The organism is Mangrovimonas xylaniphaga (assembly GCF_001280435.1).
Lineage (GTDB): Bacteria > Bacteroidota > Bacteroidia > Flavobacteriales > Flavobacteriaceae > Mangrovimonas_A > Mangrovimonas_A xylaniphaga.
Genome location: NZ_LBIP01000018.1, coordinates 70708 through 88618 on the forward strand (window position 1 = coordinate 70708; position 17911 = coordinate 88618).

General features: G+C 37.3%; 18 protein-coding genes and 1 other RNA gene. 6 read left to right on the forward strand and 13 right to left on the reverse strand.

The features are described from left to right. Positions 1-281: 281 nt before the first annotated feature. The gene (ytxJ, locus tag ZA06_RS11410) at positions 282-680 is read left to right on the forward strand and encodes a bacillithiol system redox-active protein YtxJ (RefSeq protein ID WP_053977609.1); all 399 of its coding nucleotides are present in this window, start codon (positions 282-284) and stop codon (positions 678-680) included. 27 nt (positions 681-707) lie between these two features. Here the strand turns inward: ytxJ and ZA06_RS11415 are convergent, their stop codons facing one another. Continuing rightward, a complete protein-coding gene (locus tag ZA06_RS11415) occupies positions 708-1910 on the reverse strand; it encodes a hypothetical protein (RefSeq protein WP_053977610.1) in 1203 nt (400 codons plus the stop codon). Positions 1911-2017: 107 nt separating this feature from the next. After that, complete coding sequence (gene fahA, locus ZA06_RS11420) at positions 2018-3310, reverse strand: fumarylacetoacetase (protein WP_053977611.1); 1293 nt, start codon at positions 3308-3310, stop codon at positions 2018-2020. Between the two features lie 204 nt (positions 3311-3514). On the opposite strand from fahA, the gene glyA reads away from it, so the two are divergent. Beyond that, positions 3515-4786, forward strand: coding sequence for a serine hydroxymethyltransferase (gene glyA, locus ZA06_RS11425; protein WP_053978068.1), 1272 nt, complete (start codon positions 3515-3517; stop codon positions 4784-4786). 51 nt (positions 4787-4837) lie between these two features. On the opposite strand, the gene ZA06_RS11430 is transcribed toward glyA, so the two are convergent. The 5 genes from ZA06_RS11430 to ZA06_RS11450 form a co-directional block, all read right to left on the reverse strand. Continuing rightward, the gene (locus ZA06_RS11430; protein WP_053977612.1) at positions 4838-5215 is read right to left on the reverse strand and encodes a hypothetical protein; all 378 of its coding nucleotides are present in this window, start codon (positions 5213-5215) and stop codon (positions 4838-4840) included. A gap of 77 nt (positions 5216-5292) precedes the next feature. After that, positions 5293-6858, reverse strand: a complete 1566-nt coding sequence (locus ZA06_RS11435; RefSeq protein ID WP_053977613.1) for a hypothetical protein — start codon at positions 6856-6858, stop codon at positions 5293-5295. A gap of 97 nt (positions 6859-6955) precedes the next feature. Then, a complete protein-coding gene (locus ZA06_RS11440; protein WP_053977614.1) occupies positions 6956-7690 on the reverse strand; it encodes a carboxypeptidase-like regulatory domain-containing protein in 735 nt (244 codons plus the stop codon). 92 nt (positions 7691-7782) lie between these two features. Then, the gene (locus tag ZA06_RS11445) at positions 7783-8172 is read right to left on the reverse strand and encodes an acyl-CoA thioesterase (protein ID WP_053977615.1); all 390 of its coding nucleotides are present in this window, start codon (positions 8170-8172) and stop codon (positions 7783-7785) included. Between the two features lie 95 nt (positions 8173-8267). Continuing rightward, the gene (locus tag ZA06_RS11450; RefSeq protein ID WP_053977616.1) at positions 8268-9305 is read right to left on the reverse strand and encodes a glutaminyl-peptide cyclotransferase; all 1038 of its coding nucleotides are present in this window, start codon (positions 9303-9305) and stop codon (positions 8268-8270) included. Positions 9306-9390: 85 nt separating this feature from the next. Between ZA06_RS11450 and ffs the strand changes: the two genes are divergently transcribed. The 3 genes from ffs to fsa all read left to right on the forward strand — a co-directional run bounded on the left by ffs (position 9391) and on the right by fsa (position 11134). Beyond that, an RNA gene (gene ffs / locus ZA06_RS16800) (signal recognition particle sRNA small type) lies at positions 9391-9489 on the forward strand. Positions 9490-9633: 144 nt separating this feature from the next. Continuing rightward, the gene (locus tag ZA06_RS11455) at positions 9634-10437 is read left to right on the forward strand and encodes an SDR family oxidoreductase (protein ID WP_053977617.1); all 804 of its coding nucleotides are present in this window, start codon (positions 9634-9636) and stop codon (positions 10435-10437) included. 43 nt (positions 10438-10480) lie between these two features. Next, entirely contained in the window at positions 10481-11134 is a 654-nt protein-coding gene (gene fsa / locus ZA06_RS11460) for a fructose-6-phosphate aldolase (RefSeq protein WP_053977618.1), read from the forward strand. 80 nt (positions 11135-11214) lie between these two features. Here the strand turns inward: fsa and ZA06_RS11465 are convergent, their stop codons facing one another. Then, complete coding sequence (locus tag ZA06_RS11465) at positions 11215-12639, reverse strand: TlpA family protein disulfide reductase (RefSeq protein WP_157503240.1); 1425 nt, start codon at positions 12637-12639, stop codon at positions 11215-11217. A 192-nt stretch (positions 12640-12831) separates the two neighbouring features. Between ZA06_RS11465 and ZA06_RS11470 the strand changes: the two genes are divergently transcribed. Beyond that, positions 12832-14457 carry an ABC-F family ATP-binding cassette domain-containing protein gene (locus ZA06_RS11470; RefSeq protein ID WP_053978069.1) on the forward strand — a complete coding sequence of 542 codons (1626 nt, stop codon included), beginning with the start codon at positions 12832-12834 and terminating at the stop codon, positions 14455-14457. 51 nt (positions 14458-14508) lie between these two features. Here ZA06_RS11470 and ZA06_RS11475 read toward each other — a convergent pair whose 3' ends face one another. From ZA06_RS11475 to nhaC, 5 genes are all read right to left on the reverse strand, one after another. After that, on the reverse strand, positions 14509-14745 hold the full coding sequence (locus tag ZA06_RS11475; protein WP_053977620.1) for a putative signal transducing protein: 237 nt from the start codon (positions 14743-14745) through the stop codon (positions 14509-14511). 155 nt (positions 14746-14900) lie between these two features. Next, positions 14901-15158 carry a DUF6952 family protein gene (locus tag ZA06_RS11480; RefSeq protein WP_053977621.1) on the reverse strand — a complete coding sequence of 86 codons (258 nt, stop codon included), beginning with the start codon at positions 15156-15158 and terminating at the stop codon, positions 14901-14903. A 28-nt stretch (positions 15159-15186) separates the two neighbouring features. Further along, complete coding sequence (locus ZA06_RS11485; RefSeq protein WP_053977622.1) at positions 15187-15495, reverse strand: thioredoxin family protein; 309 nt, start codon at positions 15493-15495, stop codon at positions 15187-15189. Between the two features lie 86 nt (positions 15496-15581). Continuing rightward, positions 15582-16220 carry a peroxiredoxin gene (locus ZA06_RS11490; RefSeq protein ID WP_053977623.1) on the reverse strand — a complete coding sequence of 213 codons (639 nt, stop codon included), beginning with the start codon at positions 16218-16220 and terminating at the stop codon, positions 15582-15584. 145 nt (positions 16221-16365) lie between these two features. Next, the gene (gene nhaC / locus ZA06_RS11495; RefSeq protein WP_394332254.1) at positions 16366-17883 is read right to left on the reverse strand and encodes a Na+/H+ antiporter NhaC; all 1518 of its coding nucleotides are present in this window, start codon (positions 17881-17883) and stop codon (positions 16366-16368) included. Positions 17884-17911: the final 28 nt, after the last annotated feature.

Consider the following 17911-nt stretch of genomic DNA (forward strand, 5'->3'; position numbering starts at 1 on the left):
TTTAATTTAGCAAGGCAAAGTCAAAAAGCTTACCACTTAAATAGATGAGACAAAATGTCGTTGTTTTGTGAAAATAGCATGACTTTTTGTCTGGGTTAGGGAGTTGTAAGGTAGGTTTTGGATTATTCTGTAAGTTACAAAAAAGTATTGTTTTTGTAACGGATTTTTTAATATTAAATGTCTGAAAATCAGTTGTATTTATTCGTTTGTTGGTTGATTAACGTTAATTTATAATTCTTGATTAAAAAATAAATTAGTTTTACAACCTAAAATCAAAGTGCATGGGATTTATAAAGAAATTATTTGGAGGCAGTGAAATATCTGAAGAAAGTAAAGAAGTCAACACAATGCCTTGGTTACTTTTGACTTCGGTTGAGCAACTCAATAAATTGAAGGTTGCTTCCGAAACAAAACCACAATTAATCTTTAAGCATTCCACTCGATGTGGAGTGAGTAGAATGGTAATGCGTCAATTTGAAGAGTCCTATGGTTTTTCCAATGAAGATTTTGATGTGTACTATTTAGATTTGCTAAATTATCGGGATGTATCCAATGCTATTGCAAGTATGTTTCAGGTGATGCATCAATCTCCACAATTACTTGTTATCAAAAATGGAGTGGTGGTAGCGCATGCCAGTCATGGGGCTATTTTGGATTTGGATTTGAAGAATTTCGTGTAGTATACTTTTTTCAAAAAAAAACAGCCCCTAATAACGAGGGGCTGCAGTTTGATTATCTATTTTAAAGGAGGCCAAAATATCCTTTAGCCTCAATTTTAAATCTTCTCCAGTGTCAAATACCATTTGCTCATTGCTAGGAAATGGAATGACTTGATTGCGGGTCAATTTTAAGTCATCTTTGGTCAAGGCACGTTTGTCTCCGCGATAGGTAGCATAGAAATGTTCAAAGATAAATCCACTATCTACAGGAAGTGTGCTTATTGTCTGTTGTGTTTTTAGGTCGGAGAACACGGCGTTTCCAAGAATTTGTGATGATTTGAATTGTTGAAATTCAAAAAGATCAGCCTTTACCTTGATAATTTTGTCTACTTTAATATCGTTGCCAAGACTGTCTTTCATCACATTGCCGTTTTGATCTAATTGGTATTGCCATCCATCTACTATTTCTTGCTCTCTAGGAATTTGACGTTCCTTAATTTGTTCAGGAGAAATATTAATGCGTTGCAATTGTAATTCCATAGCATAGTCGTATTGCAGACCTGAGATTCTGTTGGAGTGGTAAGCAAGCCAAAACTGATTCAATCCATATGTATCAAAATTCAACAGATCTTGTTCCAATTGACGAGGGATAACTTGGTTGGTGTTATTTTTAATATTTACAATGACGTGTTCAATCCCTCTTTCATGCGCTTCCAAAAGTAATTCTCGAGTGTCTTCATAATTTGGATGGATTCGCTCCACGTATGATAATACATTGTGGGCTTCCCTGATATCTGCTTTATAGTTGGATTCTAAAAGGGCTAGGCCTTTTTCGTACAAATAATCGGCGGTTTTGTTTTTCCATTCAGAAATGGCATTGCTGTAATCCTGAAACTTAAAAGTGATGGTTTTGCCTTCAACAACCAAAGGTAAAATTGGTTTAATGGCTTCCTGTCTTTTGTTAAGGTAGTTGTAAAGTTCATAGATTTCTGTATACAATTCTGGATTGTTATCTTTCTTCAGATGTTTAATTGTATTCAGGTCGCGTTCTTGTGCCTTGTGAAATGCCTCTTGTAGCATCATGGCATAATCCTGTTTGCGTTTAGAAGTCTTGTTAGTTTCCAATTTTCTCAGTGCTTCTGAAATAGCTTGATTGTAATTGCCCGTGTTGATGGCGCGTTCAACCTGTTTTTTGCTACTACAGCTCATTGCTAGGGAAAGGATGATTGATAAGAGTAAAATTCGTTTCATAAGCATTCGTTTTAGGGGTGTATGTGTTGTAGATTCAAATTTAATGCCAAAAAAAACACCCCCAATATCACTATTGAGGGCTGTAAGATGAATATTTTTTGATTGGATTACTTTTTCTTTTTAGGTTCAAATACTGGAAGTAGCTGTGTGGATACTTCACCAAATCCAATACGGGTGCCGTCTTTCTCGCAATATCCTCTCATGATTACGGTGTCATAGTCATTGATGAATTTACGCTCGGAACCGTCTTTCATTGTTAATGGGCGTTCTCCTCTCCAGGTCAATTCCAACATAGATCCAAAGGAGTCTTCGGTTGGTCCCGAAATGGTGCCGCTTCCCATTAGGTCTCCAGAATTCACTGGGCAACCGTTAATGGTGTGGTGGGCCAATTGCTGGGCCATGTTCCAATACATGTATTTAAAATTGGATTTGCTCACAATGGTTTCTTTTGCCGATTTTGGTTTAAGAGATACTTCCAAGTTGATATCGTAACTCTTTTTGCCTTTATATTGTAAGTATGGCAATTGTGGCTTTTCTGGTTTTGGTCCTTGAACTCGGTATGGTTCCAAAGCATCCAAAGTCACAATCCAAGGAGAAATAGAAGAAGCAAAGTTCTTCGCCAGGAAAGGTCCTAGTGGTACATATTCCCATTTTTGAATATCTCGGGCAGACCAGTCGTTCAACAATACCAATCCAAAGATGTACTCTTCGGCTTCTTCAATTGGAATAGGTTCTCCAAGGTCGTTGGCATCGGTAGTGATGAAAGCCATTTCCAACTCAAAGTCCACCAATTTTGAAGGTCCAAATACAGGAGTGTCGCTTCCTGCTGGAAGGGTTTGTCCTTGTGGTCTGTGTACAGGGATTCCCGACGGGATGATGGAAGAACTTCTTCCATGGTAACCAACAGGAATGTGAAGCCAGTTGGGCATCAAGGCATTATCCGCTCCTCTAAACATAGTTCCCACATTGGTAGCGTGTTCCAAGCTTGAGTAAAAATCGGTATAGTCTCCAATTTCAACAGGCAATTGCATTTCAATTTCGTCCAAACGAAACAGTACAATTTCTTTATGTTGTTTGTTGTTTTTTAAAGTGGTGTTATTACTGTCAAAGATTTGAGCGATACGGTTACGTACGGCACGCCATGTTTTTCTTCCGTCGGCAATAAAGTCGTTTAGGGTATCTTGAAGAAATATATCGTCGGTTAACGGAATGCCATCAAAATAGCCTAACTGATGCAGTGCTCCCAAGTCTATGGCAGTATCTCCAATTCGGGTTCCTATAGTAATGATGTCGTCACGTGTAAGAAACACCCCAAAAGGTATGTTTTGGATGGGGAAATCTGAGTTCTTTCCTACGTGCAGCCATGATGTTCTATCTGGATTATTTGCTGATAAAGGCATAAAAGTCTTAGAGATTAATGGTTTAATAAATTCTAGTCAAACCTACATAATTTTTTCGTTCTAATTGAAAAAAATGCCGAAAAAGTAGCTTGATTTCTAAGGGTTAATAAAAATTAGAGGCTAAGGCGGTAAATATCTGTTTTTTGAACTTCTATACTCATGGGATTTATTATTTTTGATAAATTTTTAACTAAACTAATTTTTATGCTACGTGATCAACAAATTTTTGAGCTCATAGAAGACGAAAGAGAAAGACAATTGGAAGGTTTGGAGTTAATTGCTTCCGAGAATTTTGTAAGTGAACAAGTAATGGAAGCTGCAGGTTCTGTATTGACCAATAAATATGCCGAAGGATACCCAGGAAAACGTTATTACGGAGGGTGCGAAGTGGTTGATCAAATAGAGCAAATTGCCATAGACCGTGCCAAAACATTATTTGGAGCTGCCTACGCAAACGTACAGCCACACTCAGGAAGTCAAGCTAACACGGCGGTTTTTGCAGCTTGTTTGAAGCCTGGAGACAAAATATTAGGTTTCGATTTATCTCATGGAGGGCACTTAACACATGGGTCTCCAGTGAACTTCTCAGGGAAATTATACAATCCTGTGTTTTATGGGGTAGATCAAGAAACTGGCGTTTTGAACTATGATAAAATCCAAGAGATTGCCACTAAAGAGCAGCCTAAACTTATTATTGCGGGAGCTTCTGCTTATTCCCGTGATATGGACTTTAAAAAGTTCCGTGAAATTGCTGATAGCGTAGGTGCTATTTTAATGGCCGATATTTCTCATCCAGCAGGTTTGATTGCCAAAGGAATCTTGAACGATCCAATTCCTCACTGTCATATCGTAACTACCACAACTCACAAAACTCTGAGAGGACCTAGAGGAGGGATGATTTTAATGGGAGAGGATTTTGACAATCCATTTGGATTGACCTTGAAAAACGGAAGCTTGCGTAAAATGTCGTCGTTGTTGGATTCTGCTGTATTCCCAGGAAATCAAGGAGGACCATTGGAGCACATCATTGCGGCTAAAGCAATTGCTTTTGGAGAGGCGCTTACTGATGACTTTATGCATTATGTGTTACAAGTAAAAAAGAACGCTGCAGCTATGGCTGAGGCTTTTGTAGCAAAAGGATATAACATCATTTCCGGAGGAACAGATAACCACATGATGTTAATTGATCTTCGCAATAAAAATATTACAGGAAAAGAGGCAGAGGAAGCTTTGGTAAAAGCTGATATTACTGTAAATAAGAATATGGTGCCTTTTGACGACAAGTCTCCTTTTGTAACCTCTGGTATTAGAGTAGGTGCTGCTGCCGTGACCACGAGAGGTTTGAAAGAAGCTGATATGGAAGCCATCGTAACCTTGATTGATGAGGTTATTACAAACTATGAAAACGAAACTGTGCTGGAAGAAGTCGCTGTTAAAGTGAACAACATGATGAAGGATAGAGCTTTGTTTAACTAGAGCTTTACTGTTTCAAAATTATTGTTAAAAAAATAGAATTGAAATGATCTGTTAGCAAAACGGATTCATATTAAACAAGCCTAAAACCCCTAGTATAAGTGCGGCATCACCGATGAGTACTTTATAGGGGTTTATTTTTTTTGATAGGATGAAAAGCGGATCACCTATCCCTGGGATTTTTGAAAGTTGTTGCGGGAGTAACAATATCCCACAAGCTATCCCTACAATTGCGAATATGATGCAATTAAATTTGAAAATAAACATGATGCCAATTGCTAAGGTAAGTACACCAATTAATGGGCTTAGAGGTTGTAACTTGGCAGCAATATTGACGAAAAAATTACTTTCCCCGTCCAATCGGTCCAAAGTGGTGATAGCAAGCATGATACCGGCACAGATACAGGCAATTTCAAAAATAAGATAGATCATAACAGAACCCTGATTAATAGTTGTGTTATAAAATTAGGTAAATTTTAATTACCTAAATATGTGTTTAGCAACTAATCTTAATTTTCTTCAAATGTAATGTGTTGATATGCACCTAAATCGGGGGCACTTGTCCTGTTGTTGTTCAATAGGTCTGTTGGCACTTGGTTGGCATAAAATGCATTCCCTTGGTTGTTTGCCGCAGAATCGTCACCGATAATCAAATCGTTTTCAAAAGGCGCTCTAAAATCAGGGGATTCATTGAAGATATTGTTCTCGTACAGAAGCGTATTGTCAAAATCATAATTGTCACCAGAAAAGAAATTCGTGTTATCCTGAAATCTTAACAAACAGTTGGTAAATTTAAAATTGAAGACTTCGCCACTTTCTTCTTGGTCTAAAAGAAATTCGGGGTTGTCATTACCATAGATAATACAATTGTTGAAGTTGGCTTCATCCAAGTCGTTGGTATAGATGTTTTGTTCCTCATCAACTACATAATTATTAATAAGCACAGAAGGAAATTGCCTAAAGCTGTTACCCCAATAATTGGTCAAGGTGCAGTGTGTAAAATTGTATTTGCCACCATAGGTGCCCGCAAACGAAGATTGTCCCGAGTTATTGATAACCACATTTTTGGCTCCAATAGAAGTAGCACGACCTAATACACCAAAATTACTGGAGTTGTAAATTTGGGTATTTGCAAGGTTTAGTTTATTGTTTGCTTCATATTGGTTTCCTTCACTTAAAATACCAATGGTTGCATTTTTTATGGTGGCGTAATTAATGGAGTTATTGGTGCTTCCGTTGTATAGCCAAATCGTTCCCCATTGCCCAGGAACATCTTCATATAAAGGTTCTAGACGATCCCCTTGAAAAATAACTTCGTTTTCCAAAAGTTCTTGATCATTACTGAAGGCTCCATTTATTTGCAAAGAAGCATTGTTAGTTACCAATAAGCCCGAATTGGCATGAAAGTGCACGCGTGCGCCAGCTTCAACAGTAAGTGTTTTGCCGCTGTTAACTCCTGCGTAACCGTAAATAACATAAGGTTTTTCATTGGTAAAGGTCAATTCTTCATCGGTTAAAAAGCGCCCTTGAAGGTTGGTTTCGTCATCAATACCATCGCCATCCACATCAAACGTGATAGTTTCAACAATTCCGGTAGTTTCATCTTTGCTAGGGTAGATAAAAACCGCATCTTGTATAAGGGTTACCAATTCTACTTTTTGAAAATTTCTACCGCTGTCAAATTCTATGGCATCGGTGTATAAAAATTGGTTGTTGGTTGCAGCAAAGGTTTCTATGTCTACAGTAGTTTCTATAAAAATGTACATACTGTCTTTTGCCAATAATTCTACATCTTGAAATTCTTTCCCGGAAAGGCCGTCAACATTCAAACGGTAATTGGAGCTTTCTCCTTGGCCCAAACGCAATGTAGGGATGACAATATCTTTAGAGCTTCTGTTGTATACTTTAAGGTTGTAGGTGCTTGAACCAATATTTGTGAAAACGGTATCAAGATATACGGTGTCTTTGGAAAATTGTAATTGTCCCGTACTTGGTTCGAAATCAAAATCGTTTCTGCAGGAACTCCAGGTCATTAAAATTGATAGTGCAAAAATAAAGTAGCCTAGTTTCTTCATAGATAAAATGCTGAGGTGCTTTTGAGCGATAAAAGTATGATTTTTTGCACGAATGCATAGTATCAACGAAAGTATTTTAGAGTTGTTGCCTTTTAAGTTAAGGTTTGGTTTCCTGTAATAGTTCTCCAAAGCTTTCTCCATGTTTTAATAAGGCATCCAAAAGGAGAAAATTATTATTGCTTTTTAGTAAGGATTTAGAAATGTTTTGAGCATCTAAGTATTCAAAGAATAAATACTTGTGTTCCAATGGAATTTGTAATTCTTTCTTTAGAAATTTGTCATTAAAGTAGGAGTTAGAGGAAAACAATTCATTGAAATCTTCGTATGAGGCATATAAAATAGCAGTGTCCACTTGCTTTCGTTTGAATAATTCGGAAACAAGTTTACCTAGTTTAATTAGATCTATAGTTGGTGTGTACGAGTCGCTATAGGTAAATGGAAAGTTACTTTTTTTTGTTTTTAATTGTTTATGTAAACTAGATTGGAACTTTGTTGAGTCAAAGACCTTTTCACTTTCAACAATTATGATAATTTCGTCTAAGGTGTTGGTGACTTTTTTGAGCTCAATGACTATGGTTTCTTTAAAGTGATTGGGTTTTAAAACCAGTTGCTGACTTTCATGGAATAAGGAATGAAATGTTAAAGTGTCGCCTGGAGTAGCTTTCAAATTGAAGTCGCCATTGTCATTGGTATAGGTGAAGTGATTTTTATTGATGTTAATGATTTTGGCTCCTTTTACAGTGGTTTCAGCATCGTATACTTTACCTTTTAAGGTTTGGGAAGAAGCAAGATTGGAGGAAAGAATACAAATAAGCACAAAGATTCTAAACATATTTTGATTGGTTGGTTTTCAATCAAAATAAGAGAATAGTTAAGTAGGAAAATACCTTCTTAAGAAACTTTAACAGCGGTTTTAACCTTTGTTTAAGTAAAGAGGTTTTCAATTTCAGCAGTTATTCTGCAAGGGCGATTGGTACTTTTTGAAATCAAACACCAATTGGCTTCTGAAGTCACTAGTAGCTTGGACGTTGTATGGTTGTAAATTTCTACAATTCTAGTGGAGATGACGCCTTCGGATTTCGCGATATAGGTTTTTAACCTAATGGATTCTCCCAGAAATGCAGGTAATTTATATTCTATGGTGTGTTTTACCAATACCCAAAAATACTGGTCTTTTATTTCTTGAGTAGCTCCCGCATCCCAATGTTGGGCGGCAACATCTTGAACCCATTGTACATACCTCACATTGTTGACATGGTTTAGTTGGTCCAGATCATCTTCTGTTACAGTAATTATGGTTTCAAAGGTTTTCATTGCTCAATTCGTTAGAGCGCAAAAGTAGCCTTTATTGCTTGCTTCTAAAAATATATAAGGGTTTATCGATGAAATGTCAAAAGCGGAACTTGCTATTATTTTTCAATGATTTCAACCTCAAATAATTTGTTCCAACGTTTTCCTGTTACAAAAAGTGTTTTGGTCTCAGGATTGTAGGCTATCCCATTTAGCACATCAAGACCTGGGTGTTGTTTCACTTTATTATGAAGAGGGGAGAAGTCAATAACGCCTTCTACAGCGCCATTTTCAGGATTGATGATGGTAACGCCGTTATATTGGTAGTTGTTGGCGTAAATTTTTCCATCAATCCATTCCAGTTCGTTAAGGTTGATAATTTTTCCTTTATCCCTATACACTTGAATGTGGTCTTTCTCCTGAAGTGTATTCGGGTCCAAAATCCAGATGTTTTCGGTACCGTCACTTTTATAAATGACCTCACTGTCATTACACAATCCCCAACCTTCTTTGCTCTGGCCGTAGGTGAAGGTGCTTATTTTTTCAAAAGAGTCTAATTGATATACAAAACCTGTATTTTCACGCCAGGTCAATTGATAGATTTTATCATTCATAATGGTCATGCCTTCACCGAAGTATTGTCTTTCCAAGTCGGTGTTCTGTAGGACCTCTCCAGTTTTATAATCTACTTTTCGCAATTTAGACTCGTTGTATTGCCCAGTACTTTCATAAAGGTAGCCATCATGAAATTCGAGACCTTGGGTGTAGGAGGTAATATCGTGAGGATATTCATTGATGATGTTAAAGGTATATAATTTTGGTTTTTGGTTGTTTAAAATGGTGATATGGGTAGAAACTTCATCCGTACCATCTTCCGTTACGATGGAAGCCGATATTTTGTGTACACCAAGTTTTACGTCTTCCATTTTAAATTCATTTGGGATGGTTTGGTCTCCCAATTTGTAGCTTACAGAGGTTACTTCGACGTTTTTTGGATTTTTCAACGACAGTTTTAAGGTCTCTCCAAGGGTAATTATGTTCTTTTTGGCACTAGTTTCAATAGAAAAATTATTTTTTTTGGTTTCAGAATTGCTTCCGCATGACCATAAAACAAACGCTAAAAAGGTGATTGATAAAAGTTTATATGTGGCTGTCATTTCAATATGTTTTTAAGGCAATTTATCTAATAAAATTCAGTTTAAAAAATCATTGCAGAACAATTAAAAGATTGTATCTTTGCAGCGGCAAGTCCTACACAACCAGCTCCTGCTGAACCCTCCAGGGCGGGAACGCAGCAAAGGTACGCGGTCGTAGCGGTGTGATGTAGGTAGCTTGCCTTTTTTTATGGCATAAACCGAACCTTTTTTACGTAAAAAGGAGATAAGAATAGATGGATTTGTTACTGGTTTGTAACAAATCCTTTTTGTTTTGTGCACTTCTCAAATTCATTCTTATTTTTACGGCTTAAGTTTTTATACCATTATAATGTCTAAAGTTGTGCTCATTACCGGAGGGTCTTCCGGAATAGGGAAATCCATAGGAGAATTTTTAACGTCAAAGGGATACCAGGTGTACGGTACCAGTAGAAATCCAGATCGATACGCCAACAGTAAGTTTCCGCTTATTGCTTTGGATGTTTCCAATTTGGAAACCATTTCAAAGGCAGTTGCCCATGTCATAGAGAAAGAAGGGAAGTTGGAGGTTTTGGTAAATAATGCAGGAGCAGGTATTACAGGACCTATTGAGGAAATTCCGGATGCAGAAATCAAACGAAATTTTGAAACCAATTTTTTTGGTCCAATCAATGTGATCAAGGCCGTGTTGCCACAGATGCGCAAACAAAATTCAGGGTTGATTATAAATGTAACCTCTATAGCAGGTTATATGGGATTGCCTTACCGAGGCATTTACAGTGCCAGTAAAGGTGCTTTGGAATTGGTGACAGAGGCTTTTAGAATGGAGATTAAAGATTTCAATATTAAAATGACCAATGTGGCTCCAGGTGATTTTGCCACCAATATTGCCGCAGGAAGGTTTCATGCCCCTGTTTTGGAAGAATCTCCATACAAGGAACCTTATGGAAATACCTTAAAATTGATGGATGCCCATGTAGATGAAGGAAAAGACCCAATGCTTATGGCCAAAGCCATCCATAAAATCATAGAAAATCCTAATCCTAAAATCCATTATAAAGTGGGGGAATTTATGCAGAAGTTTTCCATTGTTTTAAAGCGAATTTTGCCTGATAAAGTTTACGAAAAACTACTGCTAAATCATTATAAATTGTAATTTTGCGAGAGATTTAATAATCAACTTTAAATAAACAATAAACATGAAATTTTTTATAGACACAGCTAATTTAGATCAAATTAGAGAGGCACAGGAATTAGGTATTTTAGATGGTGTAACAACCAACCCTTCATTAATGGCCAAAGAAGGTATTACAGGTGTTGACAACATTATGAAGCACTATGTGGATATCTGCAATATTGTTGATGGAGATGTAAGTGCCGAGGTAATTTCTACAGATTTTGAAGGAATGGTAAGAGAAGGTGAGGCTTTAGCTGAGTTGCACGACCAAATCGTAATCAAATTGCCAATGATTAAAGACGGAATCAAGGCTTGTAAATATTTTAGCGACAAAGGAATTAAAACAAACGTAACTTTGGTGTTCTCTCCAGGGCAAGCGTTATTGGCTGCTAAAGCAGGAGCAACGTATGTGTCTCCGTTTATTGGTCGTTTGGACGATATTTCTACAGATGGTTTGAACCTTATTGCTGAAATCCGTCAGATTTTTGATAACTATGGTTTCGAAACTGAAATTTTAGCGGCTTCTGTGCGTCACACAATGCACGTGATTGACTGTGCTAAACTTGGTGCAGACGTAATGACTGGTCCATTAAGCGCTATTACAGGTTTGTTGAGCCACCCATTGACTGATATAGGTCTTGAGAAATTTTTAGCTGACTATAAAAAAGGAAACTAAGAATACTCCATAGATAAATAAAAAAAGCTCCTAAAGAAATTTAGGAGCTTTTTTTATGCTATAATTGAACCTTTCCTCTTTTATTTTTGGGCAACTAACTTTTCAAAATTGCTCTGAAATTCTTCACTATATAAACTGTTTTTGGATGAGATGATTTGGCCTGAGCCATCAACCAAGAAAATGGTGTATACAGAGTTTGTAATTAAAGTTTTGATTCCTTCATTTAAGTTCTCAAAACGATATTCATTTTGTGGAGTAAACTTAGTACGTTTCAAAGTATTTTTCCAGTACATATTGTTTTCATCGTTAATATTGATAGCGATAATGTTTAGGTCTGGATATTTGTCCTGTAACTTTTTGGTGCGATAATAAAGGTTTTTGTGATTTAGGTCGAAGTTGGAAGACCAAAAGTAAATGATAGTAGGCTTGTCTATTAAAGATTTCAAGCTATGCGGTTCGTCATTGAAATTGATCAAAGTAAGATCTGGAATTGGTTGCCCAGGTTTCAATCGGTTCAATTTGTCTACCACAGTCTTAATATCCTTTTTATCAATGTCACTGGTGGTTTTTTGCAAATAGGAGGCTAACAACTGATTGGTTTCAGAGGGCGTGTCCGTCATATAAAGGGACTCCCTAACATTCATTTTCAATAAATAGTTTTTGATGGGATCCACGTTTACCAAACTATCGATTAGTTCCAATTTTTTCAAATTGTAGTTTAAGGATTGTCTATCAAAATACTTATGCTGATCAGTGTTTTTGTAATAAGAGCTAAGGGCTAAATTGTTAAAATGTGCCAACAGAAAACGGTTGTAAGTGGCGCATTCCCTTAAGTCTTTAAAATTATAGTTAATATCCTTTCTAAAATTGTAAAAGTGTTCTGGTAAATCTTTGTAATGCACCAATTTGCTGTCGCCAAAATAACCAAAAGGGTAGGCTTCTTTATAGAAGTAAGTATTGTAGTTAATGTTGGCTTCTGCTATATTTTTAAAGAAATCGGAGGAGGGGTACTTTTCCAAAAACTCATTGAGGTGAGCCAATTTTTCTTCCTTTTTGGTATTTAAATAGCTTTCAAATTCCTCTGGAGGCATCTGGAAGAACTCTTTTTTGTGCATGTCCTCATTTTCATCTTCCAAAAATGATTTAATAAGGTAGTTGTTCTTTTTTGAGCCAATTCCTGTAAATACCAAGGACTCGTCAAAATCCAAGGTGTTTAGCCTTAGCATGATACTGTCTTTAGGTTCTAAAAGTACCAATTGGTATTCACCCCCATGCAAAAAGGCATATAGACCAGATTCTACATGGTCTATTTTTTTGAAGAACCTGTTTTCTTCATCCAAATACATGGTATCTACTTGACCTTCTTCTAAGTGGAGGGTTACATAATTTTTCTTAGGATTGATAATTTCCCCTCCAAAATATGCATAGTCTTCGGGAGCCAATGTGGTATCCATACATCCCGTAAAAAACACTGATACTATAAGGGGTATTATGTAAAACTTCATAGCGGTAACTTAATGTAGGCTGGTTATGGTCATAAACAAAAATAGACTAACAATTCTATTTCTCTTGTTAAGGCGCTGTTAAAAGTTATGTAGTCCTAGGCTTTCAAAGGCTTTATGCCTTCAAAAAAGGAATAGATGTTTCATCTTGTGGATTCATTTGTCTACTTTTGCAAAAAATTAAAACAAATTATTATGCTATCAGTTTCTAATCTTTCAGTTCAGTTTGGTAAACGAATTCTATTCGACGAGGTAAATACAACCTTCGCCCAAGGGAACTGTTACGGTATTATTGGAGCAAACGGAGCAGGAAAGTCTACGTTTTTAAGGATATTATCTGGGAAAATGGATCCAACTTCTGGACATGTGCATTTGGAACCAGGAAAACGTATGAGTGTGTTGGAACAAAACCATAACTTATATGATGAGCATACCGTGTTGGAAACCATCATTATGGGAAACAAACCTTTATATAATTTAAAGACCCAAATTGATGCTTTGTATGCCGATTATACCGATGAGAATGCTGAGAAAATTGGAGAGCTTCAGGTGCAGTTTGAAGAAATGAATGGTTGGAATGCCGATAGTGATGCCGCAGCCATGCTTTCAAACTTAGGGATCAAGGAAGATTTGCATTATATGTTGATGAAGGATTTGGATGGTAAGCAAAAGGTACGTGTGCTTTTGGCACAGGCCCTTTTTGGAAATCCAGATGTATTGATCATGGATGAGCCTACCAACGACCTGGATTATGAAACTATTTCTTGGTTGGAAAACTTCTTAGCAGATTATAACAACTGTGTCATTGTGGTATCTCACGACCGTCACTTCTTGGATGCGGTTTGTACTCATATTTCTGATATCGATTTTGGAAAAATCACCCATTATTCAGGAAACTATACGTTCTGGTATGAGTCTTCTCAGCTGGCAGCTAGACAAAGAGCGCAACAAAACAAAAAGGCTGAGGAAAAGAAAAAGGAGTTGGAAGAGTTTATCCGTCGTTTTTCTGCCAACGTTGCCAAGTCCAAACAGGCAACCAGTAGAAAGAAAATGATTGACAAGTTGAATATTTCTGAAATCAAGCCTTCAAGCCGACGTTATCCTGCCATTATTTTTGAGCGTGATAGAGAAGCCGGAGATCAAATTTTGAATATTGAAAACCTATCTGCTTCCCAAGATGGCGATTTGTTGTTCCAAAATGTGGACATCAATTTGGCAAAAGGTGATAAAGTTGTGGTGTATTCTAAAGATTCCAGAGCGACCACAGCGTTCTACCAAATCCTCAATGGAAAAATGGAAGCGGATTCCGGAAGCTATGCTTGGGGGGTAACCACATCTCAGTCTTATTTGCCATTGGATAACAGCGAATATTTTGAGAATAAATTGAGTCTTGTGGATTGGTTACGTCAATGGGCAACAACCGAAGAGGAGAGAGAAGAGGTATACATTAGAGGTTTCCTTGGAAAGATGATCTTCAGTGGAGAAGAGGCCTTAAAGACTGCAGACGTATTATCTGGAGGTGAAAAAGTACGTTGTATGCTAAGTAGAATGATGATGATGAGAGCCAACGTATTGATGCTTGATGAGCCAACAAACCACCTGGATTTGGAAAGTATTACTGCTTTTAACAATTCACTTAAAAACTTTAAAGGAACTGTATTGTTCACAACTCATGACCACGAATTTGCCCAAACAGTTGCAAACCGAGTGATTGAGTTGACTCCAAATGGAATTATTGATAGATACTTAACGTTTGATGAGTACATGAGCGATAAGAAAATAAAGGAGCAAAGAGAAAAAATGTATGCTATTGAAGCGTAGTTTTTCAATTTGAACACATAAAAAAAAGCCTGAGATTTTCTCAGGCTTTTTTTATGCTTCCATTTCAGACCTTACCAATTCCACTACAGGAACTGCCTTGTCCAATTCGTCCTTGTGGACGTAAAGTTCCTGGAACCCTTGTATGGAAGAACCAAAGCCCGCCAGTCTGCCAGATTCCGATTCATCCTTAATTATGGGTTCAATACCTATTTCTTCCAACCTGGTCATCATGAGCTGTACCATAATGAAATTACCGGAGAAAATTTTTATGTAGTTGTCTTCGCTCATTGTAAGTGAATTTTATGTACTTAAGATACGAAAAATTGAGTTATTGAGGGGGGGATTTTTTAAGATTTGCGGGAAGTATAAATGCCTATAAAAAATGAAAAAGCCTTTGAAAGTAGATGTTTCAAAGGCCTTAACTATATTGTTTGTCGACAGGGTTACTTGTCAATAGATCCTAGTACACGTTTCATAAAGCCATTTAGGGCTTCTTTTTTAGGAGTACCTTCCTTAATCAATTTGTGGACTTCAACGGCTCCATACATGTTGGAGATCAACTCGCCAATAACGTCCAATTCTTCATCCTTAAGAGAAGGAACCTCTGTAAGGGCTTCAAGGGTTTCGATGGCTTCAATTACGAAGTCCTCGTCGTTTTCCTCTATAAATTCTGTTAAATGCTTAATTACAGGTAATTTCATTGCTTATAGATTTTTTGCAAATAATGCTTTAAACGACTTCCGATACTAGGCCTTGTAAAACCTCAAACTTGTTGGTTTGCACTTGGTTTACAAACGCTCCATTTTTAAACGTTGCAAAAGTAGGTAAGTTGTCTACGTTTGCCAGCTTTCTAGATTCTGGGAATTTTTCGGCATCTGCCACTACAAAAGCAGTGTTTTCGTTTTCTGAAGCCAATTTCTTGAATTTTGGTTTCATGATTCGGCAGTTACCACACCACGTTGCTGAATATTGTACTACAACAGTGTCGTTTGAGTTGATGATGTCCTGTAAGTTATCTTGATTTAATTCTTGTACCATAATGAAAAGTTTATGATTGTGAGTAGGATATCAAAGTAGGCCAATGGCCTTGGCCCACTTTGATTTAAATTTTGTTGTTGCTCTTATTAGTGAGAAGCCAAGTAGCTAGCAACACCATCTCTGTTGGCGTTCATAGCATCTTTACCTTCTTCCCAGTTTGCTGGACAAACTTCACCTTTTTCTTGAACGTGAGTTAAGGCATCGATTAAACGTAAGTATTCACCAACGTTTCTTCCTAATGGCATGTTGTTGATGCTCTCGTGTTGTACAGTTCCTTCTTCATCGATAATGTATGTAGCTCTGTAGGTTACGTTGTCACCTTCAACAGTTACAACACCAGTTTCTTCGTTGTAAGTTTCGTTTGTGATATCTAAGATTCCAAGAGTAGAAGCAAGGTTTCTGTTAGAATCAGCCAAGATTGGGTAAGTTACACCTTCAATACCTCCGTTGTCTTTTGCAGTGTTCAACCATGCAAAGTGAACTTCCGGAGTGTCGCAAGAAGCTCCAATTACAATAGTATTGCGCTTTTCAAATTCAGCCATAGCAGCTTGGAATGCGTGCAACTCAGTAGGGCATACAAAAGTAAAGTCTTTTGGGTACCAAAATAAAACTACTTTTTTCTTGTTGTTTACCGCTTCTTCAAGAACGTTGATTTTATAGGTGTCACCCATTTCGTTCATTGCGTCTACGTTTAAATTTGGAAATTTTTTTCCTACAAATGCCATAATAGTATATTTAATTGTTAGTAATTTTCTGGATGCAAATATACTACTTCATGTAGGTTTATAGAGGTTGCATGATTTTAAATATTTATTAAATAATAGCTTTATTCAATGGGAATAATTTAGAAGTATAGTTTTTGATTATTTGTTAAAAATTGTCCTTCGAAATTTGCTTAATCTTAATTTTAAAGGCTGCGTAGAACAAGGTCATAAACGGACTTAAATAATTGAAGAAGGCATAGCCTGCATACGATAAAGTGTCTACGCCCAACACGCCACTTTGGTAGGCACCACAAGTATTCCAAGGAACCAATACCGAAGTTACTGTTCCTGAGTCCTCAAGGGTGCGGCTAAGGTTTTCTGGGGCCAATCCTTTGTCTTCAAACGCTTTTTTATACATTCTTCCTGGAATTACCAAAGCCAAATATTGATCACTAGCAAGGGCGTTCAATCCAATACAGCTTATTACGGTACTTGCAAAAAGGCCGAAGACAGAGTCAAATAAATTTAATACCGCCTTACTGATTCTGGACAAGGCGCCAATGGCATCCATCACACCTCCAAAAACCATGGCGCAAAGAATCAGCCAAATGGTGCCTAACATACCGTACATTCCTCCGGAGGAGAACAAATCATTTAGTTCGGCACTGTTAGTGGTTATAGAAGTATCTACGGTAATGGCGGTCATGATACCTTTATAGGCAGAAAGAAAGTTTAATTCGGAAGCGCCTGTTATTTGTTGTACAATTTCAGGTTGAAAAATAAGGGCAAACACACCGCCCAGTAAGGTTCCAGCCAAAAGTGCAGGTAAGGGAGGCGTCTTTTTTACAATCATAAAGATGACCAATGCAGGCACCAAAAATAGCCAAGGCGAAATATGAAAGGCACTGTCTATAGCACTTAACATTTCTGTGGTATCGGTATCTCCTTTTACATCGAGAGAAATACTAATAATTACAAACAATACCAAAGTAATGATAAGGGTTGGAATGGTGGTGTACATCATATATTTGATGTGTGAGAATAATTCGCCTCCAGCCATAGCTGGAGCTAAATTGGTGGTGTCGCTCAAAGGCGACATTTTATCTCCAAAATAGGCCCCTGAAATTACGGCTCCTGCTGTCATTCCCGGATTAATGCCCAAAGCATTTCCAATGCCTATAAGTGCAATCCCGACGGTTGCAGAGGTAGTCCAGCTACTTCCCGTAGCTACCGATATAATGGCACAAATGATGACACAGGCAGGAAGAAAAATAGTGGGGCTTAAAATTTGCAGCCCGTAGTAAACCATGGATGGAATAATACCACTAATAAGCCATGTACCCGCTAAAGAGCCAACCAGAAGCAGGATTAAAATAGCACCAGAAGTAGACTTGATGTTTTCGGCAACTTCCTCCATCATTTGATTAAAGGATACCTTATTGAAATAACCAACGATAGCCGCAACCGCCGCCCCCATAAGCAAAATGAATTGGTTACTTCCGCTAAGCGCATCATCACCAAAAGCTTCTGCCACATTGTACCCTAGCATTAACACCAATGCCATTACCGGGATTAAGGCTTCCCATATGCTTAATTCTTTATTTTCTAAAATGTGTTCGTCTTGGGGTTGTGTGGGTTTTATTTCCTGGCTTTGCATGGATGGCTTGCGTTTAGTATTGGAGATGTAATGTTACGATTTTGAAAGGTATTCT

Bases quoted from the DNA above. Each gene is read 5' to 3' on its own strand.
- ZA06_RS11435 (WP_053977613.1), bottom strand. From the start codon at position 6,858: ATGAAGAAACTAGGCTACTTTATTTTTGCACTATCAATTTTAATGACC.
- fahA (WP_053977611.1), bottom strand. From the start codon at position 3,310: ATGCCTTTATCAGCAAATAATCCAGATAGAACATCATGGCTGCACGTA.
- ZA06_RS11430 (WP_053977612.1), bottom strand. From the start codon at position 5,215: ATGATCTATCTTATTTTTGAAATTGCCTGTATCTGTGCCGGTATCATG.
- ZA06_RS11455 (WP_053977617.1), top strand. From the start codon at position 9,634: ATGTCTAAAGTTGTGCTCATTACCGGAGGGTCTTCCGGAATAGGGAAA.
- ZA06_RS11440 (WP_053977614.1), bottom strand. From the start codon at position 7,690: ATGTTTAGAATCTTTGTGCTTATTTGTATTCTTTCCTCCAATCTTGCT.
- ZA06_RS11480 (WP_053977621.1), bottom strand. From the start codon at position 15,158: ATGAAATTACCTGTAATTAAGCATTTAACAGAATTTATAGAGGAAAAC.
- ZA06_RS11465 (WP_157503240.1), bottom strand. From the start codon at position 12,639: ATGAAGTTTTACATAATACCCCTTATAGTATCAGTGTTTTTTACGGGA.
- ZA06_RS11470 (WP_053978069.1), top strand. From the start codon at position 12,832: ATGCTATCAGTTTCTAATCTTTCAGTTCAGTTTGGTAAACGAATTCTA.
- ytxJ (WP_053977609.1), top strand. From the start codon at position 282: ATGGGATTTATAAAGAAATTATTTGGAGGCAGTGAAATATCTGAAGAA.
- ZA06_RS11415 (WP_053977610.1), bottom strand. From the start codon at position 1,910: ATGAAACGAATTTTACTCTTATCAATCATCCTTTCCCTAGCAATGAGC.
- ZA06_RS11490 (WP_053977623.1), bottom strand. From the start codon at position 16,220: ATGGCATTTGTAGGAAAAAAATTTCCAAATTTAAACGTAGACGCAATG.
- glyA (WP_053978068.1), top strand. From the start codon at position 3,515: ATGCTACGTGATCAACAAATTTTTGAGCTCATAGAAGACGAAAGAGAA.
- ZA06_RS11485 (WP_053977622.1), bottom strand. From the start codon at position 15,495: ATGGTACAAGAATTAAATCAAGATAACTTACAGGACATCATCAACTCA.
- ZA06_RS11445 (WP_053977615.1), bottom strand. From the start codon at position 8,172: ATGAAAACCTTTGAAACCATAATTACTGTAACAGAAGATGATCTGGAC.
- ZA06_RS11475 (WP_053977620.1), bottom strand. From the start codon at position 14,745: ATGAGCGAAGACAACTACATAAAAATTTTCTCCGGTAATTTCATTATG.
- ZA06_RS11450 (WP_053977616.1), bottom strand. From the start codon at position 9,305: ATGACAGCCACATATAAACTTTTATCAATCACCTTTTTAGCGTTTGTT.
- fsa (WP_053977618.1), top strand. From the start codon at position 10,481: ATGAAATTTTTTATAGACACAGCTAATTTAGATCAAATTAGAGAGGCA.